This window comes from Maritimibacter sp., from assembly GCF_016774595.1.
GTDB lineage: Bacteria > Pseudomonadota > Alphaproteobacteria > Rhodobacterales > Rhodobacteraceae > Maritimibacter > Maritimibacter alkaliphilus.
Window position 1 is genome coordinate 86,720 of sequence record NZ_JACBWT010000001.1, and the last position, 21,051, is coordinate 107,770.

Genomic DNA, 21,051 nt, shown 5'->3' on the forward strand with positions numbered 1-21,051 from the left:
CTTGCACGGGCGCGCGGCCCGCGTCACATATCGCCCATGGCCCTGATCCCCGATATGACCTCCGACTGCGCGAATTGTTCGGCTCTGTGCTGCATCGCGCTCGCCTTCGACGCGGGCGAGGATTTCGCGATAGACAAACCGGCGGGGCTGCCCTGCCCCAACCTTAACGGGAAACTGGGCTGTTCGCTCTACAACCACCTCGAAGACGCGGGCTTTCCCGGCTGCGTCGCCTATGAATGCCGTGGCGCAGGCCAGCGCGTCACCCAGGAGGTGTTCAAGGGCGACACGTGGGCCAGGACGCCGGACATCACGCAACCGATGCTCGCGGCCTTCGCCACGATGCGCCAGATCCATGACGGGATCGAGCTTTTGCTGGTCGCGGAACGGCTCGACCTGCCCGACAGCTACGAAGCCGAGCGCGAAGCCTTGCTCGACCTCTACGCCCCGGACGAGGGCTGGACCGAAGAACAGCTCTCGGCCTTCGCAGCCTCGGAGGCGCCCGCCCGGCTCAAGGACTTCCTGCCAAGGCTTCGCGACTTCGTCTGAGCGCCAGCGCACAGCCCCCGCCGGACCTCCACCCTTGCAGCGCCCGCGCACGCAATCTACATCATGGAAGAGAAACACCGCTGGGAGACAGAACTTCATGGCCATGGAAGGATCGGAAATCGAGGCGCTCATCCGTGAGACCTTTCCGAACGCAAAGATCACGATCACCGACCTTGCCGGCGACGGCAATCACTGGGCGGCGGAAGTGATCGACGAAAGCTTCAAGGGCATGAACCGGGTGCAGCAGCAGCGGGCCGTCTATGCCTCGCTCAAGGGCAAGATGGACGGGCCGAACGGCGACCTCCACGCGCTTGCGCTCACCACCAAGGCTCCCGCCTGAGACGCGCGACAAGGACAGACATCATGACCGCAGAAGACACCATCAAATCCACCGTCACCTCGAACGACGTGGTGCTCTACATGAAGGGCACCAAGGAAATGCCGCAATGCGGGTTCTCGTCCCGCGTTGCCGGGGTGCTCAACTTCATGGGCGTCGAATTCACCGACGTGAACGTGCTGGCCGACGACCAGATCCGTCAGGGCATCAAGGATTACTCGGACTGGCCGACGATCCCGCAGCTTTACGTGAAGGGCGAATTCGTCGGCGGCTGCGACATCATCACCGAGATGACGCTGTCGGGCGAGTTGGACAAGCTTTTCGACGACGAAGGCATCACCTACTCGAAAGAAGCCGCCGAAAAGATCCGCGAAGCGAACGGCTGACCGAAGACGAGACCCGTGAGTCGATGACGGGTCAAGGATGCCGCAGGCACCGCGCCCCGGCGCGGCTTGTCCTTGACGCGGCGGCGACTCGCTCCACACTCGACATCGCGCCTTGAGGGGCAGACCTGCTCCTCAAGCGCTTCCCCAGCAAAATCCACGACACATCCGCACGCGGAACGCGGGGGGCAAGAGCGCCCACCGCGCGTCTCTGCCGAAGGCGGAGACGCGCAAAACCTGCGCGCGGCCTGCCCGCGCACAGTTTGCTTCATTCGATCAGGTAACCGTGTTCAGCCGATCTTTTCGTCGACCTGCGCCGCGATGGCCTCGGCCCGTGCGGCGAGTTCGGCCAGCGTGTCGCGCACCGAGGCCGGGCCCTCGCCCGCGGCGGCCCGCGCTTCGATGAGTTCGGCCTCGAGCGCCGCGATCTTCTTTTCCGCCAGCCGCAGATTGTCTTCGAACCCGGCGGTCTTGTCGGCGAGCAGAAGCCCGGCCATCAGAAGCATCCGGCTTTCGGTCAGGTGCCGGATCTGGCTCACCATGACCTGCGCTTCGTTGTCCAGCATGGCGGCGGCGGATTTCAGGAAGTGCTCTTCGCCCTCGGCACAGGCCACTTCGAATTCGCGACCGCCCACGGTGATGTTCACGTCAGGCATCTCAGGCCCCTCCCGTCTCGGCTGCGTCGATCATCGCGTCCAGCTCGCCCAGAACCGAGTCGAGTTCGGCCCGATCCGCCGACTGCGCGGCCCGCAGCGCGTCGAGTTCCGCCATCATCGACTTGTTCACCAGATGCGGCTCCGCCACGCCCGCCGAAATCGCCTCGCGCAGGGCCGCGTTGTTGGACCTGAGTTCGGCATTGACCCGCGCCAGCCGCGCGACCGTCTCTTCCTGCGTGGCGAGAAGGCGCGTCAGGCGCTCCACCTCGCCCGCCAGCGTCTCGACCGTCGAATCCTGTTTCTCCCGGATCGACCGCACGCGGTCTTCGAGTTGCGCATTCGCCGTGCGTTCCTCGTCCAGTTGCGCGCGCAGGGCCAACACCTCGGCCGTGTCCCCTTCGCTTTCCGGCGCCGCCTGCCCGAGATAGTCGAGCCCCGACCCGATCCGGTCGAGCGCATTGGCGATGCGGGATTGAAGCTCGGAAATATCGCTCATGCTCCGCCTGTCCTTGTTTGTCCTGTTGGAGACTTTGCCTGCCCGCGTCCTGTCACGCAACCGTGCCGCGAATCGCGTATGGCCCAGCCTCGCCTCGATCCTATCGCAACGATTGGCCGATTGCGCCCCCTTTGGCGTCAACCACTTGGGATGCGCGCTTGATCTTGCCCCGAGGGCTGCTAAGAGAGCCGGACAGCGCTAACGACCAGCAAAGGATGGCCGACGTGGACATTCCCGCCCTTCGCGAAAAACACCCTGACCACTGGATGAAAGCCGCCGCTCTGCGGATGCTTGCCGTGGATGCCGTCCAGGCGGCGAACTCCGGTCACCCCGGCATGCCGATGGGCATGGCCGACGTGGCGACCGTGCTGTTCGAAAAGCACCTGAAATTCGATCCCTCGCGCCCCGACTGGCCCGACCGTGACCGTTTCGTCCTCTCGGCAGGCCACGGCTCGATGCTGATCTACGGTCTTCTGCACCTGACCGGCTATGCCGACATGACCATCGACGAGATCAAGAATTTCCGCCAGTGGGGCGCCAAGACCGCCGGTCACCCGGAATACGGCCACGCCAAGGGCATCGAAACGACGACCGGCCCGCTGGGTCAGGGTCTTTCGACCGCCGTGGGCATGGCGATGGCCGAAGAAATGCTGCGCGCACGCTTCGGCCGCAAGGTGCAGGATCACTACACCTACGTCATCGCCGGTGACGGCTGCCTCATGGAAGGCATCAGCCAGGAAGCCATCGGGCTTGCGGGCCGTCAGAAGCTGTCGAAGCTGATCGTGCTTTGGGACAACAACAACATCTCGATCGACGGCGAGATTTCGATGTCGGACATCACCGACCAGAAGGGCCGCTTCAAGGCTTCGGGCTGGCAGGTTCTCGCCTGCGACGGTCACGACCCCGAGGACATCGACCGCGCGCTGACCGAGGCGAAGAAGTCGAAGAAACCCACGCTGATCGACTGCAAGACCCACATCGGTTTCGGCTCGTCCAAGCAGGACAGCGCCAAGGCGCACGGCTCGCCGCTGGGGGATGATGAAATCGCGAAGCTGCGCGACACCTACGGCTGGCCGCATGCCGCCTTCGTCATCCCGAACGACGTGGCCGACCAGTGGAAAGCCATCGGCGAGCGCGGCGCAGCGGATCGGCGCGACTGGGAGGGCCGCGTCGCGGAGCTTTCCGAGCAGCGGCAAAAGGAAATCGCCCGCGTTTTCGCCCTCGAAGCGCCGAAGAAGCTGTCGGCCCGCATCAAGGCGCTGAAAAAGCAGATTTCCGAGGAAGCGCCGAAGGTCGCGACCCGCAAGTCGTCTGAAATGGTGCTCGAGGTCGTGAACCCGATCATGCCGGAGAACATCGGCGGCTCGGCGGACCTGACGGGCTCGAACAACACGCTCACCGCCGACCTCGGCATCTTCGACGAGAAGAACCGCAAGGGCCGCTACGTGCATTACGGCATCCGTGAACACGGCATGGCCGCCGCGATGAACGGTCTGGTCCTGCACGGCGGCATTCGGCCCTACGGCGGCACCTTCATGGCCTTCACCGATTACGCGCGCGGTGCGATCCGCCTGTCGTCGCTGATGGGCATTCCGGTGACCTACGTCATGACCCACGACTCGATCGGTCTGGGCGAAGACGGCCCGACCCACCAGCCGGTCGAACATCTGGCGATCTGGCGTGCGACGCCGAACACCTGGACCTTCCGGCCCTGCGACACGGTCGAGACCGCCGAGGCCTGGGAACTGGCGCTGACCTCACAGAACACGCCGTCCTGCATGGCGCTTTCGCGTCAGGGCCTGCCGACGCTGCGCACCGAGCACAAGAACTCCAACCTGACCGCCAAGGGCGCCTATGTGCTGGCCGAGGCCGAGGGCAAGCGTCAGGCGATCCTGATGGCCACGGGTTCGGAAGTCGAGATCGCGATGAAAGCGCGTGACCTCTTGCAAGAGGCTGGGATCGGAACCCGTGTGGTTTCAATGCCTTGCATGGAACTCTTCGCAGCGCAGGACGAAAGCTATCGTCGCAAGGTGCTGCCTGCCGGTCCCGTCCGCGTGGGCATCGAAGCTGCGCTGCGCGATTGCGGCTGGGACCGCTGGCTTCTGGGCGAGCGCGGGCGCGAAAACCGTCAGGCCTTCGTCGGGATGGAGGGCTTCGGTGCCTCCGCCCCCGCCCCCACGATCTACTCGGAAATGGGCATCACCGCCGAGAACGTGGTCGAGAAGGTCAAGGCGCTCATCGCCTGATCCGGCTCCGTTCAAAAGACGATCCAACGCCCCCGCAGTCCGCTGCGGGGGCGTTTTCGTTCACAGCACGCGCACGCCCGCAGGCTCACGCGATGGCAGGACCACGACATCCGCGCCGTGAACGGCCTTTTCCTGCAAATGGATCACGTCCTGATCGAGCATTCGGATGCAGCCGGACGACACCGCCTGCCCCAACTCGCGCGCCGAGGCATCGCCGTGGATGCGGTAGAGCGTATCGACCCCGTCATCGAACAGGTAAAGCGCCCGTGCGCCCATCGGGTTGCCCGGCCCCGGATCCATACCGCCCTTGCGCCATGAATATTGGGCAAGCTCCGGTTTCCGCTCGATCATCGCGTCCGGCACCTTCCAGCGCGGCCAGTCGCGCCAGAATTGAAGCCGCGCGGTGCCCGCCCACGCGAAGCCCGCCGCGCCGACACTGACGCCATAGCGCGTGGCGGTCTCGGGCGTGTCGACGAAGTAGAGCCGCGCCTCGTTCGGCTCGACCACGATGGTGCCGCGCGGGCGGTCGGGCCACGGGTTCGCGACCTCCTGCCGCCATAGCGACGGGTGAACGACGCCCGCCTCGACGGCTGGGATCGGATAGGGTTCGTCGGTGATCGGACCGTAGAAGTCCGGCAAGGGCGCGATGACGGGCTCGGGTGCCTCGAGGACGGTTTCGGGTCGCGCGCAGGCGGCAAGGCCAAGCGCCACGCTCCCCGTAAGGAACATGCGTCGGGTCAGCATGAAAATAACTCCGTAAGATTGGGTCAGAAGACGTGCAGGCGCACGTCGGCTTGGCAATCAGACGAAGCGAGGAGGGCCGGTATCGGGGGCGTCCGTGGGCCGGGCGGCGATGCGCGCGGTGTCGGGACGGATCAGGCACCGCTGGCTTTCGGGCGCAGAGACCTCGGTCTCGTCAGGCAGCGTGGCGTGAAAACAGGGCGCACCCGGCAAGGTCGCCGTCCGGCATTTGTGGGTCACCCCGCTCGCGCGGGCGACGGTGCTTTGCTGGTGACTGACGGCGACCGCCTGAACGGTCGCGACCTCGCCCGCCCCACGCGCCTCGGCCAGCCGCAGCGCCGCCCCCCATGGAAGGACGAGCACGACCATGAGCATCAATGCGATATGGCGGGCGAACGTCATGCCACTACTTTTCGCCTCAGTCCGTGCCTGTCCACCCGTCTGCGCGCGATTTTCACTCAGTTCACGGCTTTTTGCCCTGCCCCCGCGCAAGGCCCCATCCTGTGCTATGCTCGGGGAAAGACACCGCAGCGGGAACCACGATGCGCATTGCCGACAAGACCGAGACGAAGCTCGTCCTCTATGACGATCAGCGCGACAAGAAGGTCGGGCTGATCGCGGCGAGTGTCGTGCTCGCCGGCGGAGCGCTGGTCATGGCGTGGGAGGGGTTTTGGGAACCGCTCGCGGTGGTCGCCGCGCTTATCGTCGGGGCCTACCTCTACTGGCGGCGCACGCGCATGACCTCGACCTTCACGCTGGACCGGGAGGCCGACAGCGTCGATCTGGTGGTCACGGACCGCACCGGGACGAAAAACTGGCATTGGGCGCTCAGCGACGTCGAGACGGCGCAGATCAGCACCGTCGGCGCGCAGGGGACCGACACGGGCACCGCGCGGCCCAACCTGATCCTCAAGGACGGCACCCGCGTTCCGATGCGCCCCTACCACGCGGCAGGCGGCCAGAACTGGCACGCGGTGGCGGCGGTGAAGCTGTTTCTGGGCCAGGACCTCGACGATGCGCCCGTCGGATGGATCACACCGACCGCGTTCGACGAGTTCTTCAGCGAAGAGCTGAAGCGGCACTACAAGTGACGTGACGCCCTAGTGCGCTTCGGCCTTGTTGCCCGTCACGGCCCCGATCAGCGGGCCGACGATGCGCGTGGCGACCGGGATCAGGACCAGCCCCACAAGGAACCCGATCACCCCGTCCTGCGCTGCCGTGGCGATCCATTCGACCGCGCCGCGCCAGCCCTCCGACACCATCGCGCCCACCGCGACCGCGTTGTGATGAACGAAGTCGTAGGGCACATGCCAGCCCATCTCGTGCAGCCCGTGGACGATGATGTTGCCACCGACCCAGAGCATCGCGGCGGTGCCGACGATGGTCAGTGCCTTCATGAACTTGGGCATCCCCTTGACCAGCCCGCGCCCCAGCGCACGGGTCAGCCCAAGTCGGCCGTTCGACGCCATGGTCAGGCCAAGGTCGTCGGCCTTCACGATCAGCGCGACCGAGCCATAGACCGCAACGGTGATCCCGATGGCGACCACGGCAAGCGCGGCGGCCTCCATCCACACGTTCGACTCGGGCAGCGCAGAGAGTGCGATGGTCATGATCTCGGCCGACAGGATGAAGTCGGTCTTGATCGCGCCTTGCACCTTTTGCTGTTCCAGATGCGCCGGGTCCGGGTTTTCGTGCTGTTTCGGGTCGTGGACGATGTGTTCGCCGGGAAAAAGCGCGTGCCAGATCTTCTCGGCCCCCTCGAAGCACAGATAGGCCCCGCCCAGCATCAGCAGCGGCGGGATCGCCCACGGAGCGAAGTTCGCGAGCAGAAGCCCGACAGGCAGAAGGATCAGGAGCTTGTTGCGGATCGACCCCAACGCGATCTTCCCGACGATGGGCAATTCGCGGCTCGCGTCGAAGCCGGTCAGATACTTGGGCGTCACCGCGGCATCGTCGATCACCGCGCCCGCGGCCTTGGACCCCGCCTTGAAGGCCTGCGAGGCCACATCGTCCACCGACGAGGCCGCGATCTTCGCGATCCCCGCGACGTCGTCCAAGAGTGCCAGAAGTCCGCTCATACCGCCTCGCCCGTTGTCATTGCCCGGAAAACGTAGCGCCCGGACCCGAAACCGCAAGTCGCGAATCCCCCTCCGGGTTCCCGACCGATCCGCATACAATTGCATGCCGCGTTTGCGTTAACGGTTCCGCTAACGCCCTATCTGAGACATATGTTTTCGCTAACACGCTGGCGGATAACACGAATTTAGGTGGCCGGAACCGCCCCCCTCGCCTATATCAACCGCAGGCAACGGGCCCCTTCGGGCGCGAAGGATCAGGATCGAGTGCAAAGGGGATCAGACATGACCGTCACCGTCGGCATCAACGGCTTCGGGCGCATCGGGCGCTGCACGCTCTCTCATATCGCCCAGTCGGGCCGCAACGACATTCAGGTGGTGAAGGTCAACGCGACCGGCCCGCTCGAGACCGCCGCGCATCTTCTGAAATACGACAGCGTCCATGGACGTTACCCGGACGAGATCCGCATGAACGGCACGACGATGGACATTGGCCGTGGCCCGATGGAAATGATGTCGACCTACGACATGGACGAGCTCGACTGGTCCGGCTGCGACGTCGTGCTGGAGTGCACCGGCAACTTCAACGACGGCGAGAAGGCCAAGAAGCACATCGAACGCGGCGCGAAGAAGGTCCTGATCTCCGCCCCCGCCAAGAACGTGCAGAAAACCATCGTCTTCGGCGTGAACGACGAAACGCTGGCATCGAGCGACTACATGATTTCGAACGGGTCGTGCACCACCAACGGTCTCGCCCCGCTCGCCAAGGTGCTGAACGACGCGATCGGTATCGAACGCGGCGTGATGACCACGATCCACAGCTATACCGGCGACCAGCCGACGCTGGACCGCCGCCATTCCGACCTCTATCGCGCCCGCGCGGCGGCGATGGCGATGATCCCGACCACCACGGGTGCCGCCAAGGCGCTTGGCGAAGTCCTCCCCGAACTCGCCGGCAAACTGGACGGGACCGCGCTGCGGGTTCCGACGCCCAACGTCTCCTGCATCGACCTGACCTTCGAGGCCGGAAAGGACGTAACTGTCGAAGACGTGAACGAGGTCGTGCGCGCCGCAGCCGAAGGCAACATGAAGAAGGTTCTGGCCTACGATCCCGAGCCGAAGGTGTCGGTCGATTTCAACCACACCGAGTTCAGCTCGATCTTCGCACCCGACCAGACCCGCGTGGTGGGCCGCACGGTCCGCGTTCTGGCATGGTACGACAACGAATGGGGCTTCTCGGCGCGGATGGCCGACGTGGCCGCAACGATGGGCCAGCTCTGATCTGGCGCCTCCCCGCCTGACAAAAAAGCCCCGGTCCTGCGCCGGGGCTTTTTCGTTGTCCGCCCGCAAGTGGGACGCTCGCCCACCTCTCATCTCGCCTGCTCTTGGAAAATCCGATGGTCTCGTCGATAATGCTTCGATAGACCGCGCATTCCGGGGGGCGGGAACCCAGAGGGATCGGGGGCCGAGATGGCGAAGAAAAAGCTGCGATTGTTCCGGTGCAAGTGCAACCACGCGTTGCGCTATGGCACGTCGACCTGTTCGTACTGCTTTTCCCCGACACCGTGGCGCAACAGGATCTGGTTCCCCGTGCTCCCGGTCGCGCTCGTCGCCCTCGTGGTGCTGTACCTTTCGCCGCTTGGCTGACCGACGTCGGTTTTTTCTTGCCGCGCAACGCCCTTTCGGCAACAACCACAGCGATGACGAACCGCCTTGCCCTGATCCTGTTCCTGCTGATCGTCGGCTGCATCGTCGCGGATTTCACGCTGAACGACGGTGACGCGACCCTGTTCCTCGGCAAGGAAATGTTCGAATTTCTCGACTGGATCGCCTTCTGGCGGTGAATTTTCAGGCAGGTCGCCTGCCCCGCCCTTGACCTTTGGATTCAGATGTTGATGTTAGCGGTAACGGCGCGATAGCGTTCGCGTCACTGTGCCTGACCCCTGAGTCCCTTGTTCCGGACCGCCAAAATCGGGAGAATTCCATGACCGTCAAAGTCGCCATCAACGGTTTCGGCCGCATCGGCCGCAATGTCCTGCGCGCGCTCTACGAACAGGGCCGCACCGATATCGAATGCGTCGCGATCAACGACCTCGGCCCGGTCGAAACCAACGCTCACCTCCTTCAGTTCGACAGCGTGCACGGCAAGTTCCCGAACGAGGTCAAGGTCGCGGGCAACACCATCGACGCAGGCGCCGGCCCGATTGAGGTGACCGCGATCCGCGACCCGAAGGAGCTTCCGTGGGGCGACGTGGACGTGGTGCTTGAATGCACGGGCATCTTCACCGGCGACAAGGCCAAGGTGCATCTGGAGAACGGCGCATCGCGTGTGCTGGTCTCGGCCCCTTCGTCGGGTGCCGACAAGACCATCGTCTACGGCGTGAACCATGACACGCTGACCAAGGACGACCTGCATGTCTCGAACGCGTCCTGCACGACGAACTGCCTTGCCCCGGTGGCCAAGGTGCTGAACGACAGTTTCGGCATCAAGCGCGCGTTCATGACCACGATCCACAGCTACACCGGCGACCAGCCGACGCTGGACACGATGCACAAGGATCTCTACCGCGCCCGCGCAGCCGCGATGAGCATGATCCCGACCTCCACGGGTGCGGCCAAGGCGGTGGGGCTGGTTCTGCCCGAACTCAACGGCAAGCTCGACGGCGTGGCGATCCGGGTTCCGACCCCGAACGTCTCCTGCGTCGATCTGACGGCGGAACTGGACCGCGACGTGAGCGTGGAGGACATCAACGCGGCGATCATGGCGGCGGCGGACGGGCCGCTTAAGGGTGTGCTGGGTTACACCGACAAGCCGCTCGTCTCGGTCGATTTCAACCACAACCCCAACAGCTCCACCTTCGCGCTGGATCAGACCAAGGTGATGGACGGCAACTTCATCCGCATCCTGACCTGGTACGACAACGAGTGGGGGTTCTCGAACCGGATGCTCGACACCGCCGCGGAAATCGGCAAACGGCTGTAATTCACACGAAGTTTCGGCCCGGGTGCTGGACGTCCGGGCCGAACCTGCTATCCGGTCGGAAACCCGCGAACATCAGGACCGACCTTGCCCGACTTCTCCGTCATCCTTCAGGAATTCATCACGTTGTGGGTCGTCATCGACCCCATCGGCACCCTGCCCGTGTTCATCGCGGCGACCGCCGCCATTCCGGCGGCCAAACGGCGCGGCGTGGCGTTGCGCGCGGTGCTGGTGGCGTTCGTCGTGCTGCTCGCCTTCATCATCGTCGGGCAACTGGTGCTCGAAGGGCTGGGGCTGGACCTGCAATCGTTCCAGATCGCGGGCGGCATCGTGCTGTTCCTGTTCGCGTTGACCATGATTTTCGGCCCCGGCAAGCCGGAAGCGGAAATGGAAGGGGCCGATCTGGCGCGCAACGTGGCCGTGTTTCCGGTCGCCATGCCCTCCATCGCGTCGCCGGGTGCGATGCTGGCGGTGGTGATCCTGACCGACAACGACCGCTTTTCGGTCGCCCATCAGGTCATGACATCGGCGCTCATGGCGCTGGTGCTCGCGGTGACGCTGGTGATCCTTCTGGCCGCCGGTCCGATCATGCGCGTGATCGGCCAGACCGGCGCCGCCGTCATCAGCCGTGTCATGGGCATGATCCTTGCCGCCGTGGCCGTGGACGCGGTCTTGAACGGGCTGGTCGGGATCGGCGTCATCGAGGCGTTCTAGGCGACGTGGCGTCACACCCGCGAAACGGCGTTCCGCAGAACGACACCGCCCGCTAGGCTGGCCTGAGGGAGGCCCGCCATGGTTCAAGTCATCGTCATCATCCTCGCTCTCATAGGGGCCGCCATCGGCCTGTGGCTGCTGGGCCAGATGAAACGCACCCGCGTGCTTGCGGCACAGGCCGAGGCGGCGGTGCCGCCCGTGGGGAAATTCCTGACCATTTCGACCGGGCGGCTGCACTATACCGACACCGGGGGCGACGGGCGCCCCGTGATCCTGATACATGGTCTGGGCGGGCAGTTGCGCTCGCTGACCATGACACTTGCCGAACCGCTGTCGCGCGACTTTCGGGTGATCGCGCTGGATCGCCCCGGCATGGGCTATTCCGACCGACCCGAAAGCGCCTCGGCCCGGATCGACGATCAGGCGGGCTATGTCGAGGAACTGATCGACGCGCTGGGTCTGGAGAAGCCGATCCTCATGGGTCATTCGTTGGGCGGCGCGATTTCCTGCGCCACGGCGCTTCGCGCGCCCGACAAGATCGGCGGGTTGGCCTTGATCGCGCCGCTGCTGCGCCCGTCCGAGATGCAGGCGAAAAGTTTCGCGGCCTTGGGGATTACCAATCCAAGGATGCGGCGCTTCGTGGCGCATACGGTCGCGGTGCCGACGAGCGCCAAGAACGCCGACCTGACCCGGACTGAGATTTTCGGCCCCGACCCGATTCCCGATGGCTACACCGTCAAGGGAGGCGGGCTGCTGTCGCTGAGACCCAAGAGCTTCATCAACACGTCGCGCGACTATTGCGCCGTGGGCGAGATCATCGTCAAACAGTGGAAACGGTATGACGAGATAACCTGCCCCGTGCGCGTGCTCTATGGCACCGAGGACCGCATCCTCGACTATCGCAAGCAGGGTGTGGAAATGGCGGACCGCTATTCCCATTTCCAACTCGACCTGATCGAGGGCGCGGGCCATATGCTGCCGCTCACGCAGGTGGACAGGACGGTCGAGACGATCCGGGCGGTCGATCGCGCGATCTGATCCGGGTTGCACGTGGATCATGGCGGTTATCGCTAACCGTCATTTGTGCCGCAGCGCAGCATGCCTATCTTTCGGGTGAACGAAACACGCGAACAGGAGGCACCGATGACCGCCTATACCAAACTCAAGACCGCCCTCAGCCAGCACGCCAACTACCGCCGCACGCGCCGTGCCATCGCCGCACTGCCGCCGGAACTCGCCATCGAAGATCTCGGGCTGAACCCCTACGACGCCAAAAGCATCGCACGGCGTGCGGTCTACGGTTGATCAGCTCCGGCCAAGCTTCTGGTAAAGCCGCTGCTTCACGTCCGGCGTGACGAATTTCGACACGTCGCCGTCGAGCCGGGCGATCTCCTTGACCAGTTTCGAGGCGATCGCCTGATGCTTGAGGTCGGCCATCAGGAACACGGTCTCGATGCTGGCGTCGAGCGCGCGGTTCATACCGACCATCTGGTATTCGTATTCGAAATCGGTGACGGCACGCAGACCGCGCACGATGATCGAAGCGCTGACGTCATAGGCGCAGTTGATGAGCAGGTTCTCGAACGGGTGGGCCACGATCTCGGTCCCCGTCTGCTCGGACAGGGCCGCGCATTCGGCCTCGACCATCTCGACCCGCTCTTCCAGCGTGAACATCGGCCCCTTGTCGCGGTTGATCGCGACGCCGATCACCAGACGGTCGACGAGCGCGCAGGCCCGCTTGATGATGTCGATATGCCCGATGGTGATCGGGTCGAACGTCCCGGGGTAAAGTGCAACACGCATGATCGGCCTCCCTGTTCCGGTGGCACGCAACAATATTGCGCTGGGGAATGCAAGCCGGAAGCGGGCCAATCCGGCGCGGGTCGCCGCGAAGCGACCCGATCCTTTTCAAACGCGCCGACGAAACGCCGGTCCCGCCCCGGAAATCGCCCGGTCAGTAGCCCATAATCATCGATTTGAGGCTTTCGGCCTGCTGGCCCAATTCCTCGAGCCGGGCCTTGACCACGTCACCGATGGACACGAGGCCGACCATTTCGTCGCCATCCATCACCGGCATGTGGCGGAAGCGCCCCTCGGTCATCTTCTGAAGCACCGCGATGGCCCGGTCGCCCGGCACGCAACCAATGAGTTTCTCGGTCATGATCGCCGACACGGGATCGGTCAGGCAGCCGGTCCCCCGCGCACCGAGTTCCCGCACGATGTCACGTTCGGAGACGATGCCCTGCGGATGCACGCCATCCTCGGACACGATCACCGCACCCACCTTTTCCCGCGACAGGATCGCGGACGCGTCCGCAACGGACGTATCCTTGGTCACCGTCAGAACACCCTGATTGGCCTTGTCCTTGAGAATCTGGCTGACGAGCATGATTTCCTCCGTGCTGCGGTGTTGGCGCTAACTCCCTGATTTCAGGGTCCTACCGCCACGTCAGCTTGTCAAGTCAGACCTTCGAGCCGCGCCACTTCCGCCTTGAGACCGCTCATGAGCATATCGGCCACGCGGCTCATCCGTTCGATCCGCGCGTCCCCGGCGTGACGCACGAGATAGAAGCTGCGGGTCAACGACACCTCGTCGGTCAGAACCTTGCGCAGGTTACGGGCGAACGGCAGTGCGAAATCGTGCGCGATGCCCAGCCCGCCGCCTTCGCGCAGCATTCCAAGCTGAACCGAGACCGAATTGGAACCGAGCGTCACCCGGTCGGCCCCGATCTCGGACAGGTAGTCGAGTTCCTTGTCGAAGATCATGTCGGGGATATAGCCGACAATGGGCCGCCCTTCGAGGTCGGCCAGCGTTTCGACCGGCCCGTGTTCCTTGAGATACAGCCGCGCGGCAACGAGGTGCAGGTGATAGTCGGTGATCTTCTGCACCGTCAGTCGGCCCGTGGCGGGGGGCGAAACCGCGATGGCCAGATCGGCCTCCCGTTTCGACAGGTTGATGACGCGGGGCAGCGCGACGATCTGCAATTCGATCTCGGGATGCTCGGCGGCGATCTGGGCGCAGACCTGCGGCAGAAGGAAGTTCGCGCACCCATCCGGCGCGCCGATGCGCACCTGCCCCGACAGCCCCCCGGTGGTGCCCGCAAGCGCCTCGGCCCCGCGCGTGACGGCCTGTTCGGCCTCTTCGGCATGGGCCAGCAGGCGCTGCCCGGCGTCGGTCAGGCCGTAGCCCTGCGGCGACCGGGCGAAAAGCGGTGCGCCCACCACCTCCTCCAGCCGCGAAACGCGCCGTCCGACCGTGGCCGGGTCGCGTTTCAGCACCCTGCCCGCCGCTGACAGACTTTCCCCGCGCGCCACCGCCAGAAAGATGCGAAGATCGTCCCAGTCGAGATCCATGCCCACCCCTTGCAGAATTGCAATACGTTTTGAAATGTTGCCGCTTTGCGCCGCAAAATTGCAAGGATATTCTCGCGCCAGCTTTAGAGGAGGACTCTCATGTACGAAGTCGGAAACTGGATCAACGGTCAGAACGAGGCGTCGTCCTCTTCGCGCACCAGCGATATCTACAACCCCGCCACGGGTGAAATTCAGGGCAAGGTGAAGCTGTCGACGGCGGCCGAGCTCGACGCCGCCGTGGCGAAAGCCGCCGAAGCGCAGAAAGCCTGGGCCGCGACCAACCCGCAGCGCCGCGCCCGCGTGATGATGAAGTTCGCCGAACTCATCAACCGCGACATGGACAAGCTGGCCGAAAGCGTCAGCCGCGAACACGGCAAGACTCTGCCCGATGGCGCCGGCGACGTGCAGCGCGGCCTTGAAGTGATCGAGGTCTGCATGGGCGCGCCCAACCTGCTCAAGGGCGAGTTCATGGATTCCGGCGGCCCCGGCATCGACCTTTACTCCATGCGTCAGCCGCTGGGCGTGGTCGCGGGCATCACCCCGTTCAACTTCCCGGCCATGATCCCGCTGTGGAAGATGGGCCCCGCGCTCGTCTCCGGCAACGCGATGATCCTGAAACCGTCCGAGCGTTGCCCGACCACGTCGATGATGCTGGCCGAACTGCTCAAGGAAGCCGGGCTTCCCGATGGCGTGCTTCAGGTCGTGAACGGCGACAAGGAAGTGGTGGACGCGATCCTCGACAACGAGACCATTCAGGCGGTGGGCTTCGTGGGTTCCACCCCGATCGCGCAATACATCTACGGTCGCGCCGCCACCAACGGCAAGCGCGCCCAGTGCTTCGGCGGCGCCAAGAACCACATGATTATCATGCCCGACGCGGACCTCGACAAAGCCGCCGACGCGCTGGTGGGTGCCGGTTTCGGCGCGGCCGGCGAACGCTGCATGGCGATCTCGGTCGCGGTTCCGGTCGGCAAGGACACCGCCGACAAGCTGATCGAAAAGCTCACCCCCAAGGTCGAGGCGCTGAAAGTCGGCCCCTACACCTCGGACAAGGATGTGGACTACGGCCCCGTCATCACCGCGCAGGCGAAACAGCGGATCGAAAGCCTGATCGACTCGGGCGTGAACGATGGCGCGACGCTCGTCACCGACGGCCGCGACTTCAGCCTGCAAGGCTATGAGGACGGCTTCTATGTCGGCCCGACGCTCTTCGACAACGTCACCGAGGACATGGACATCTACAAGGAAGAGATCTTCGGCCCGGTGCTCTCGACCGTCCGCAAGGACAGCTACGAAGAGGCGCTCGATCTGGTGATGAAGAACCAGTACGGCAACGGCACGGCGATCTTCACCTCCGACGGCGACACGGCGCGCGATTTCGCAAGCCGCGTGAACGTCGGCATGGTCGGCATCAACTTCCCGATCCCGGTGCCGCTGTCCTACTTCACCTTCGGCGGCTGGAAGAAATCGGCCTTCGGTGACCTGAACCAGTACGGCCCCGATGCCTTCCGGTTCTACACCCGGACCAAGACGGTGACCGAGCGTTGGTTCTCGGGCATCAAGGAAGGCGGCGAATTCGCCTTCAAGGCAATGGACTGATCTGATACGAAAATGGGGGAGGCTTCGCGGCCTCCCCTTCCTTATTGTTTGCTTTTTTCCAGTGCATCCGTTTCCCCGAACGAACCCAACCGGGACACCCCAATCTGAATGAGCATATCGCTGGACCACTTTTCGGGGTCGGACGTCATCTTCGCGCGCTGCGCCGATTCAGTGACGGTCGAACAGGTTCTGGCCAACACGGCGATGCTGGCGAGCACGGAGTTCCGGTCGAGCCAGAAGGTCGTCGTCGATGCCCTTTCGGTGCGCGAAGTCGACCTTTCGGTGCGCGAATTCCGCGACTGCGTGGGCTTCATGAAGGCGACCATCCGCGAGCGCGGCCTTCCGCTCGACCTCTACATCGCGGCCCGTGGCACGATCACGTCGAATTTCATCCGCCTTTACGCGCTTTTCGCACCGCAGGACCGGCCGGTGAAAGTGTCGGCTTACGGAACCGTCGCCGCAGCCATCGAGGCGGCGAACGTCGATACCCAGAACCTGACGGGTTCCGTCCACATGCATCTTTACTGAATTCCACCTCACGTTGCGGTGAAACTCCGCCGGCTCTCAAACGCGTGAATTGCGTCGGCTGAATATCTTGCTAGCTCTCGGGGAAACACGAGACAGACATACAGGTAATCTCATGGCCTCCAAGATGACGCGCCGCGGCCTTCTCGCCGCAGCCTCCGCCCTTCCGCTCTGCACCCCTGCGCTGCTGCGCGCCCAGTCCGCCCCGCCGCAGGTAATGGGCGCGGATGACGAGACGGTGCAGGAGTTTTCGCGCCGCAACGCCTCGTCCTTCCGCACGATGGAGTGGCGCGATCATTTCGACAGCCTCGGCAAAGGCGCGATCGTCTGCGACACGACCTCGAAGGCCCTGCATTACTGGAACGCCGACGGATCTATCTACCGGCTCTATCCGACCTCGGTGCCGCGCACGGACGAACTGACCAAACGCGGCTATTCCGAGATCGTGCGCAAGAAAGTCGGCCCGACCTGGACGCCGACGGCGTCGCAGATGGAACGCTTCCCGGATTGGGAACCGATCGGTGCGGGCGATCCGGCCAACCCGCTGGGCACCCATGCCATGTATCTGGACTGGCCCGCCTATCTCATCCACGGCACCCACGACACGCGCAAGATCGGGCGCCGTTCGTCCGACGGCTGCATCGGCCTTTACAACGAGAAGATCGCGGAGCTTTACGAACTGACCGAGATCGGGACGCAGGTCAGACTGGTGTGACCTTTTCGGCGCGGTGACCTTTTGGCACCTTCCCTCACGCGTCAGGCACGTTAAGGTGAGGCCCGGCGGATCAGTTGACCGCCGGGACCGGACCGAGGATCGACGCGCATATGCCGGGAAGTTACCAGATCTTGCCTGAACGCGGGCTCGTCTACGTGCGCTACGAGGGTTTCGTGCGTCTTCAGGAAGCCCAGGACCTGTTCGCGGATTATCAGACCAAGCCCGACGCCCACCCCGGCCAGAAGCAACTCGTCGACCTCACCCATGTCGAGGATTTCGAACGGGACTTTCCGACCCTGATGGCCATGCAGGCCGAAAAGGCGGACACGTTTCTGTCCAAGGGTCACCAGTTTTTCATGGTCTTCGTCGCACCCACCGAAAAGGCGCAGGCGATGGGGCGCATCCTCGTCGCCCCGTGGAAGGGTGTGAACGGCGTCGTCACTTCCATGCAGTATGATGAGGCGGGCGCGCTGGCCATTCTGGGGCAGCCGGAAACCTCGATCGCGGACATGCTGCGCTCCACCGTGTGAGCCGTCCAAAGACGGCCTTCCTGAAACCCGCATATTAGTTTACCATTTGGTCAAGACGGGTCGAACCCGTCCGACGAGGTAAATCGAGGGGACGGGCGATGCCCGGTGGATACAGGATCCTGCCCGCACATGGGCTTGTTTACGTAGAATACGAAGGGTTCGCCACGCTGGCCGATGCGCGCGGGCTGTATGGTGCCTATATGGCCGACCCGGAGCGCAGGCCGGAGCAGAAGCAACTCATCAACCTCGCCCGTATCGACGACTGGGAGCGGGATCTGGTCGGACTGATGCAGTTTCAGGCCGACGCCGCCGCCGGCATTTATGTCGAGGAACGGTCAATGATGATGGTCATTCACGCGGCCCCCGGCCCGTCGATGAAACTGGCCCGGCATTTCGTCGACGCGTGGAGCGATGTCGCGGGCATGGTCGTCACGCTTCAGACCGACGAGGCCGCGGCCCTTTCGATCCTCGGCCTGCGCGAAGAAAGCATCGCCGAACTGCTTCATTCCGTCGCCTGAGCCGCGCTTGCGCCGCACGCGGGTTTTGCGCAGGCTGAACCCGCACAGGCGGAGGGCGCGCGATGGTCAAGGAAAACCCCAGCTTCAGCATCGGGATCGAAGAGGAATACCTGCTCGTCGACCGCGAGACCGGCGACCTGGCCGAAGCGCCCGAGGCATTGATGGAGGCCTGCAAGGCCGACCTCGACGAACAGGTGAGCCCCGAATTCCTGCAATGCCAGATCGAGATCGGCACGAATGTCTGCGCCGATGTCGGGCAGGCCCGCGAAGACCTGATACGCCTGCGAAGCGCGGTCGCCCGCCATGCCGCCGACCACGGTCTGGCCCCCATCGCGGCGGCCTGTCACCCGTTTTCCGACTGGAAGGAACAACACCACACCGACAAGGACCGCTACAACGACCTGCGCCGCGATCTGGGCGGCGTCGCCCGCAGGCTGCTGATCTGCGGGATGCACGTTCACGTGGGTATCCCCGATCAGGAAGATCGTATCGACGTGATGAACCAACTGTCCTACTTCCTGCCGCATCTTCTGGCGCTTTCGGCGTCTTCCCCGTTCTGGCAGGGCGAGGATACCGGACTTGCCTCCTACCGGCTGACGGTGTTCGACAACCTCCCCCGAACGGGTCTCCCGCCGCAACTGTGGAGCTGGGCCGAATTCCAGCGTTCGGTCGATGCCATCGTGGACCTCGGCCTGATCGAGGACGCGTCTAAGATCTGGTGGGATCTGCGCCCGTCCGCCAAGTTTCCGACCATCGAGGCGCGCATCTGCGACGTGTCGCCCAAGGTGGAAACGGCGCTGACGATCGCCGCCCTCGTCCAATGCCTCGCCCGGTTCCTGTGGCGGATGAAGGGGCGCAATCAACGCTGGCGGATCTACGACAACTTCCTGATCTCCGAGAACCGCTGGATGGCGCAACGCTATGGCGCGACCCGGGGGCTGATCGACTTCGGCCGGCGCGAGATCATTCCGGTCGCGCATCTGGTCGAGGAACTGATCGACCTGCTGGCGGAGGACGCAGAGGCATTGGGATGCACGGCGGAACTGGAAGGCGCGCGCGACATCATTCTCGGCGGGACATCCGCCGAACGGCAGCGCCGGGTCTTCACCGACGCGATCGAAGCGGACCTGTCACGGGACGAAGCCTTGCGGGAGGTCGTGAGGTCTTTGATCGCCGAATTTCACGACGGTTTGTGAGGCGCGCCAAGGGCGTTGCGCGCGAGGGGATCGTGCGTGCGTTAACCTTTTGATGGTCGGATGACTACTTATGGCATTGATATAAAACGCTTTCACGAGAACCAGAATACTAGAATCCTAGTATTCTGGTATCGCGCAGGACGATGCGAACAGGGACAGCAAACGCCCCTCACCCCACCCCTTGGCTTTGCAGAAACACAAACCCCCTTTGACCAATTCCCCCTTGTGCTTTGCACCCATGCTGCGCCACTCTGTTAAATGAACCAGCGTTCATTTCTGCTCGGGAGGAGAGAATGGATTTCGCGCTTTCAGAGGAACAGGAAGCCATCTTCGATATGTCCCACGGTTTCGGCCAGGAACATATCGCACCATACGCACAAGACTGGGAACGTCAGGGCACGATCCCGAAAGACCTCTGGCCCAAGGTGGCCGAGCTTGGTCTGGGCGGCATCTACGTCTCCGAGGAATACGGCGGCTCCGGTCTGAGCCGACTTGACGCGACCCTCGTGTTCGAGGCGCTCGCCATGTCCTGCCCCGCCGTCGGGTCGTTCCTGTCGATCCACAACATGTGCGGCGGCATGATCGACAAGTTCGGCACGGACGAGGACAAGGCGCGTTGGCTGCCCGCTCTCACCAGCATGGAAAAGGTGTTTTCCTACTGCCTGACCGAACCCGGCTCCGGCTCGGACGCCGCCGCGCTGCGCACGAAGGCGGAAAAGACCAACGAGGGCTGGAAGCTGAACGGAACCAAGGCTTTCATCTCGGGCGGCTCATACTCCGACGCCTATCTGACCATGGTGCGCACCGGCGACGACGGCCCCAAGGGCATCTCGGCGATGGTGATCGAAGACGGCGCGACGGGGCTGTCCTTCGGCGGTCTCGAGGACAAGATGGGGTGGAAAGCCCAACCCACCGCGCAGGTGCAGTTCGACGATTGCACCGTGCCGCACGAGAACCTGATGGGGGAAGAGGGGCGCGGCTTCGTCTATGCGATGGCCGGTCTCGACGGCGGGCGCCTCAACATCGCCGCCAGTGCCCTTGGCGGCGCCCAGAACGCGCTGAACCTGACATTGGCCTACATGGGCGAGCGTAAAGCGTTCGGCAAAACCATCGACCAATTTCAGGCGCTCCAGTTCCGCCTCGCCGACAACGAGATCAAGCTTCAGGCCGCCCGCACCTTCTTGCGGCAGGCGGCATGGAAGCTCGACAACAAGGCGCATGACGCGACCAAGTTCTGCGCCATGGCCAAGATGTTCGTCACCGACGTGGCCTTCGACGTGGCCAACGACTGTCTGCAACTGCATGGCGGCTACGGCTACCTCGCCGATTACGGGATCGAAAAAATCGTGCGCGACCTGCGCGTGCACCAGATCCTCGAAGGCACGAACGAGATCATGCGCCTGATCGTAAGCCGTCAGATGCTGGCGGATCGGGGCTGAG

The 21,051-nt window shown here is 64.0% G+C and carries 27 protein-coding genes; 19 read left to right on the forward strand and 8 right to left on the reverse strand.

Translation table 11 applies throughout. From position 1 onward, the window contains the following. Positions 1–36: 36 nt before the first annotated feature. The 3 genes from HOY44_RS00420 to grxD all read left to right on the forward strand — a co-directional run bounded on the left by HOY44_RS00420 (position 37) and on the right by grxD (position 1,269). A complete protein-coding gene (locus HOY44_RS00420) occupies positions 37–546 on the forward strand; it encodes a hypothetical protein (RefSeq protein ID WP_287432430.1) in 510 nt (169 codons plus the stop codon). 97 nt (positions 547–643) lie between these two features. Then, complete coding sequence (locus HOY44_RS00425) at positions 644–886, forward strand: BolA/IbaG family iron-sulfur metabolism protein (protein ID WP_008328399.1); 243 nt, start codon at positions 644–646, stop codon at positions 884–886. Between the two features lie 23 nt (positions 887–909). After that, the gene (grxD, locus tag HOY44_RS00430; protein WP_138423059.1) at positions 910–1,269 is read left to right on the forward strand and encodes a Grx4 family monothiol glutaredoxin; all 360 of its coding nucleotides are present in this window, start codon (positions 910–912) and stop codon (positions 1,267–1,269) included. Positions 1,270–1,556: 287 nt separating this feature from the next. Here grxD and HOY44_RS00435 read toward each other — a convergent pair whose 3' ends face one another. Together HOY44_RS00435 and HOY44_RS00440 are read right to left on the reverse strand one after the other, a co-directional pair. Continuing rightward, the gene (locus HOY44_RS00435) at positions 1,557–1,922 is read right to left on the reverse strand and encodes a cell division protein ZapA (protein WP_008328396.1); all 366 of its coding nucleotides are present in this window, start codon (positions 1,920–1,922) and stop codon (positions 1,557–1,559) included. Position 1,923: 1 nt separating this feature from the next. Then, positions 1,924–2,418: a hypothetical protein gene (locus HOY44_RS00440; protein WP_008328394.1), complete on the reverse strand. Its 495-nt coding sequence runs from the start codon at positions 2,416–2,418 to the stop codon at positions 1,924–1,926. Positions 2,419–2,642: 224 nt separating this feature from the next. On the opposite strand from HOY44_RS00440, the gene tkt reads away from it, so the two are divergent. Then, positions 2,643–4,664 (forward strand): transketolase, encoded by a 2,022-nt coding sequence (tkt, locus tag HOY44_RS00445; RefSeq protein ID WP_287432432.1) that lies wholly within the window; start codon positions 2,643–2,645, stop codon positions 4,662–4,664. Between the two features lie 60 nt (positions 4,665–4,724). On the opposite strand, the gene HOY44_RS00450 is transcribed toward tkt, so the two are convergent. Continuing rightward, the gene (locus HOY44_RS00450) at positions 4,725–5,408 is read right to left on the reverse strand and encodes a L,D-transpeptidase (protein ID WP_287432434.1); all 684 of its coding nucleotides are present in this window, start codon (positions 5,406–5,408) and stop codon (positions 4,725–4,727) included. A 57-nt stretch (positions 5,409–5,465) separates the two neighbouring features. After that, positions 5,466–5,807 (reverse strand): hypothetical protein, encoded by a 342-nt coding sequence (locus HOY44_RS00455; RefSeq protein ID WP_287432436.1) that lies wholly within the window; start codon positions 5,805–5,807, stop codon positions 5,466–5,468. A gap of 140 nt (positions 5,808–5,947) precedes the next feature. Between HOY44_RS00455 and HOY44_RS00460 the strand changes: the two genes are divergently transcribed. Then, positions 5,948–6,496 (forward strand): hypothetical protein, encoded by a 549-nt coding sequence (locus tag HOY44_RS00460; protein WP_287432438.1) that lies wholly within the window; start codon positions 5,948–5,950, stop codon positions 6,494–6,496. A gap of 9 nt (positions 6,497–6,505) precedes the next feature. Here the strand turns inward: HOY44_RS00460 and HOY44_RS00465 are convergent, their stop codons facing one another. Further along, the gene (locus HOY44_RS00465; RefSeq protein ID WP_287432439.1) at positions 6,506–7,483 is read right to left on the reverse strand and encodes a DUF808 domain-containing protein; all 978 of its coding nucleotides are present in this window, start codon (positions 7,481–7,483) and stop codon (positions 6,506–6,508) included. Between the two features lie 282 nt (positions 7,484–7,765). Here HOY44_RS00465 and gap (HOY44_RS00470) point away from each other — a divergent pair, with 282 nt between their 5' ends. From gap (HOY44_RS00470) to HOY44_RS00500, 7 genes are all read left to right on the forward strand, one after another. Then, complete coding sequence (gap, locus tag HOY44_RS00470) at positions 7,766–8,761, forward strand: type I glyceraldehyde-3-phosphate dehydrogenase (RefSeq protein ID WP_008328383.1); 996 nt, start codon at positions 7,766–7,768, stop codon at positions 8,759–8,761. A 189-nt stretch (positions 8,762–8,950) separates the two neighbouring features. Then, positions 8,951–9,127, forward strand: coding sequence for a hypothetical protein (locus HOY44_RS00475; RefSeq protein ID WP_287432442.1), 177 nt, complete (start codon positions 8,951–8,953; stop codon positions 9,125–9,127). Positions 9,128–9,180: 53 nt separating this feature from the next. Further along, positions 9,181–9,324 carry a hypothetical protein gene (locus HOY44_RS00480; protein ID WP_008328382.1) on the forward strand — a complete coding sequence of 48 codons (144 nt, stop codon included), beginning with the start codon at positions 9,181–9,183 and terminating at the stop codon, positions 9,322–9,324. 140 nt (positions 9,325–9,464) lie between these two features. Next, positions 9,465–10,463 (forward strand): type I glyceraldehyde-3-phosphate dehydrogenase, encoded by a 999-nt coding sequence (gap, locus tag HOY44_RS00485; protein ID WP_287432444.1) that lies wholly within the window; start codon positions 9,465–9,467, stop codon positions 10,461–10,463. A gap of 84 nt (positions 10,464–10,547) precedes the next feature. Next, complete coding sequence (locus tag HOY44_RS00490; RefSeq protein WP_287432446.1) at positions 10,548–11,174, forward strand: MarC family protein; 627 nt, start codon at positions 10,548–10,550, stop codon at positions 11,172–11,174. Between the two features lie 78 nt (positions 11,175–11,252). After that, positions 11,253–12,212 (forward strand): alpha/beta fold hydrolase, encoded by a 960-nt coding sequence (locus HOY44_RS00495; protein ID WP_287432447.1) that lies wholly within the window; start codon positions 11,253–11,255, stop codon positions 12,210–12,212. 105 nt (positions 12,213–12,317) lie between these two features. After that, on the forward strand, positions 12,318–12,479 hold the full coding sequence (locus tag HOY44_RS00500; RefSeq protein WP_187432394.1) for a DUF1127 domain-containing protein: 162 nt from the start codon (positions 12,318–12,320) through the stop codon (positions 12,477–12,479). Here the strand turns inward: HOY44_RS00500 and coaD are convergent, their stop codons facing one another. The 3 genes from coaD to HOY44_RS00515 form a co-directional block, all read right to left on the reverse strand. Then, complete coding sequence (coaD, locus tag HOY44_RS00505) at positions 12,480–12,977, reverse strand: pantetheine-phosphate adenylyltransferase (RefSeq protein ID WP_287432451.1); 498 nt, start codon at positions 12,975–12,977, stop codon at positions 12,480–12,482. A 151-nt stretch (positions 12,978–13,128) separates the two neighbouring features. Beyond that, on the reverse strand, positions 13,129–13,563 hold the full coding sequence (locus tag HOY44_RS00510) for a CBS domain-containing protein (protein ID WP_008328374.1): 435 nt from the start codon (positions 13,561–13,563) through the stop codon (positions 13,129–13,131). 68 nt (positions 13,564–13,631) lie between these two features. Then, positions 13,632–14,528 (reverse strand): LysR family transcriptional regulator, encoded by an 897-nt coding sequence (locus HOY44_RS00515; RefSeq protein ID WP_008328373.1) that lies wholly within the window; start codon positions 14,526–14,528, stop codon positions 13,632–13,634. Between the two features lie 99 nt (positions 14,529–14,627). Here HOY44_RS00515 and HOY44_RS00520 point away from each other — a divergent pair, with 99 nt between their 5' ends. From HOY44_RS00520 to HOY44_RS00550, 7 genes are all read left to right on the forward strand, one after another. Continuing rightward, positions 14,628–16,127: a CoA-acylating methylmalonate-semialdehyde dehydrogenase gene (locus HOY44_RS00520; protein ID WP_008328372.1), complete on the forward strand. Its 1,500-nt coding sequence runs from the start codon at positions 14,628–14,630 to the stop codon at positions 16,125–16,127. A gap of 108 nt (positions 16,128–16,235) precedes the next feature. After that, the gene (locus HOY44_RS00525) at positions 16,236–16,655 is read left to right on the forward strand and encodes a hypothetical protein (RefSeq protein ID WP_287432455.1); all 420 of its coding nucleotides are present in this window, start codon (positions 16,236–16,238) and stop codon (positions 16,653–16,655) included. A 112-nt stretch (positions 16,656–16,767) separates the two neighbouring features. Then, positions 16,768–17,367 (forward strand): L,D-transpeptidase, encoded by a 600-nt coding sequence (locus HOY44_RS00530; RefSeq protein WP_008328368.1) that lies wholly within the window; start codon positions 16,768–16,770, stop codon positions 17,365–17,367. A gap of 74 nt (positions 17,368–17,441) precedes the next feature. Further along, positions 17,442–17,897, forward strand: coding sequence for a hypothetical protein (locus HOY44_RS00535; RefSeq protein ID WP_008328365.1), 456 nt, complete (start codon positions 17,442–17,444; stop codon positions 17,895–17,897). 98 nt (positions 17,898–17,995) lie between these two features. Next, a complete protein-coding gene (locus HOY44_RS00540; protein ID WP_287432457.1) occupies positions 17,996–18,415 on the forward strand; it encodes a hypothetical protein in 420 nt (139 codons plus the stop codon). Positions 18,416–18,477: 62 nt separating this feature from the next. Further along, on the forward strand, positions 18,478–19,611 hold the full coding sequence (locus tag HOY44_RS00545) for a carboxylate-amine ligase (RefSeq protein ID WP_287432459.1): 1,134 nt from the start codon (positions 18,478–18,480) through the stop codon (positions 19,609–19,611). 293 nt (positions 19,612–19,904) lie between these two features. Continuing rightward, positions 19,905–21,050, forward strand: a complete 1,146-nt coding sequence (locus tag HOY44_RS00550; RefSeq protein WP_287432461.1) for an acyl-CoA dehydrogenase family protein — start codon at positions 19,905–19,907, stop codon at positions 21,048–21,050. Position 21,051: the final 1 nt, after the last annotated feature.

What these genes read in the sequence shown, in the direction of transcription:
- HOY44_RS00420 (WP_287432430.1), top strand. Translation starts at nt 37, where the DNA reads ATGGCCCTGATCCCCGATATGACCTCCGACTGCGCGAATTGTTCGGCT.
- HOY44_RS00425 (WP_008328399.1), top strand. Translation starts at nt 644, where the DNA reads ATGGCCATGGAAGGATCGGAAATCGAGGCGCTCATCCGTGAGACCTTT.
- grxD (WP_138423059.1), top strand. Translation starts at nt 910, where the DNA reads ATGACCGCAGAAGACACCATCAAATCCACCGTCACCTCGAACGACGTG.
- HOY44_RS00435 (WP_008328396.1), bottom strand. Translation starts at nt 1,922, where the DNA reads ATGCCTGACGTGAACATCACCGTGGGCGGTCGCGAATTCGAAGTGGCC.
- HOY44_RS00440 (WP_008328394.1), bottom strand. Translation starts at nt 2,418, where the DNA reads ATGAGCGATATTTCCGAGCTTCAATCCCGCATCGCCAATGCGCTCGAC.
- HOY44_RS00450 (WP_287432434.1), bottom strand. Translation starts at nt 5,408, where the DNA reads ATGCTGACCCGACGCATGTTCCTTACGGGGAGCGTGGCGCTTGGCCTT.
- HOY44_RS00455 (WP_287432436.1), bottom strand. Translation starts at nt 5,807, where the DNA reads ATGACGTTCGCCCGCCATATCGCATTGATGCTCATGGTCGTGCTCGTC.
- HOY44_RS00460 (WP_287432438.1), top strand. Translation starts at nt 5,948, where the DNA reads ATGCGCATTGCCGACAAGACCGAGACGAAGCTCGTCCTCTATGACGAT.
- HOY44_RS00465 (WP_287432439.1), bottom strand. Translation starts at nt 7,483, where the DNA reads ATGAGCGGACTTCTGGCACTCTTGGACGACGTCGCGGGGATCGCGAAG.
- gap (WP_008328383.1), top strand. Translation starts at nt 7,766, where the DNA reads ATGACCGTCACCGTCGGCATCAACGGCTTCGGGCGCATCGGGCGCTGC.
- HOY44_RS00475 (WP_287432442.1), top strand. Translation starts at nt 8,951, where the DNA reads ATGGCGAAGAAAAAGCTGCGATTGTTCCGGTGCAAGTGCAACCACGCG.
- HOY44_RS00480 (WP_008328382.1), top strand. Translation starts at nt 9,181, where the DNA reads ATGACGAACCGCCTTGCCCTGATCCTGTTCCTGCTGATCGTCGGCTGC.
- gap (WP_287432444.1), top strand. Translation starts at nt 9,465, where the DNA reads ATGACCGTCAAAGTCGCCATCAACGGTTTCGGCCGCATCGGCCGCAAT.
- HOY44_RS00495 (WP_287432447.1), top strand. Translation starts at nt 11,253, where the DNA reads ATGGTTCAAGTCATCGTCATCATCCTCGCTCTCATAGGGGCCGCCATC.
- HOY44_RS00500 (WP_187432394.1), top strand. Translation starts at nt 12,318, where the DNA reads ATGACCGCCTATACCAAACTCAAGACCGCCCTCAGCCAGCACGCCAAC.
- coaD (WP_287432451.1), bottom strand. Translation starts at nt 12,977, where the DNA reads ATGCGTGTTGCACTTTACCCCGGGACGTTCGACCCGATCACCATCGGG.
- HOY44_RS00510 (WP_008328374.1), bottom strand. Translation starts at nt 13,563, where the DNA reads ATGCTCGTCAGCCAGATTCTCAAGGACAAGGCCAATCAGGGTGTTCTG.
- HOY44_RS00515 (WP_008328373.1), bottom strand. Translation starts at nt 14,528, where the DNA reads ATGGATCTCGACTGGGACGATCTTCGCATCTTTCTGGCGGTGGCGCGC.
- HOY44_RS00520 (WP_008328372.1), top strand. Translation starts at nt 14,628, where the DNA reads ATGTACGAAGTCGGAAACTGGATCAACGGTCAGAACGAGGCGTCGTCC.
- HOY44_RS00525 (WP_287432455.1), top strand. Translation starts at nt 16,236, where the DNA reads ATGAGCATATCGCTGGACCACTTTTCGGGGTCGGACGTCATCTTCGCG.
- HOY44_RS00530 (WP_008328368.1), top strand. Translation starts at nt 16,768, where the DNA reads ATGGCCTCCAAGATGACGCGCCGCGGCCTTCTCGCCGCAGCCTCCGCC.
- HOY44_RS00540 (WP_287432457.1), top strand. Translation starts at nt 17,996, where the DNA reads ATGCCCGGTGGATACAGGATCCTGCCCGCACATGGGCTTGTTTACGTA.
- HOY44_RS00545 (WP_287432459.1), top strand. Translation starts at nt 18,478, where the DNA reads ATGGTCAAGGAAAACCCCAGCTTCAGCATCGGGATCGAAGAGGAATAC.
- HOY44_RS00550 (WP_287432461.1), top strand. Translation starts at nt 19,905, where the DNA reads ATGGATTTCGCGCTTTCAGAGGAACAGGAAGCCATCTTCGATATGTCC.